Genomic DNA, 277 nt, shown 5'->3' with positions numbered 1-277 from the left:
GTCCTCTTCCTCCTCGATGATCAGCTCATCGATCTTCGGAGCGTGCGCAGGCGGCGGGCCGGAGGCCTCGACCGACATGCGCGCACCTTCTTCCTCGCGGTCGGGGATGATCTCGACCTGCACGCCGTAGCGATCCTCGATCTCGGCGATGTCCCCGCGCTTGCGGTTCAGCACGTAGATCGTCGCCTCCTGCGACGCGCGCAGCGTCAGCAGCGAGCCGCGACCGCGTGCCGCCTCGTCCTCGATCAGGCGCAGCGCCGACAGGCCGGCCGACGAC

Annotated in this window: 1 protein-coding gene; it reads right to left on the bottom strand. The window is 69.3% G+C overall.

The genetic code is table 11. The annotated features are described in order from the left end of the window. Positions 1–277 (bottom strand): hypothetical protein (locus AC0IW9_RS30745; RefSeq protein WP_471652098.1); only part of this gene is annotated, 277 nt, incomplete at both ends.

It is taken from the genome of Belnapia sp. AC561, assembly GCF_979252845.1.
This window is presented reverse-complemented; position numbering and strand designations above follow the sequence as displayed.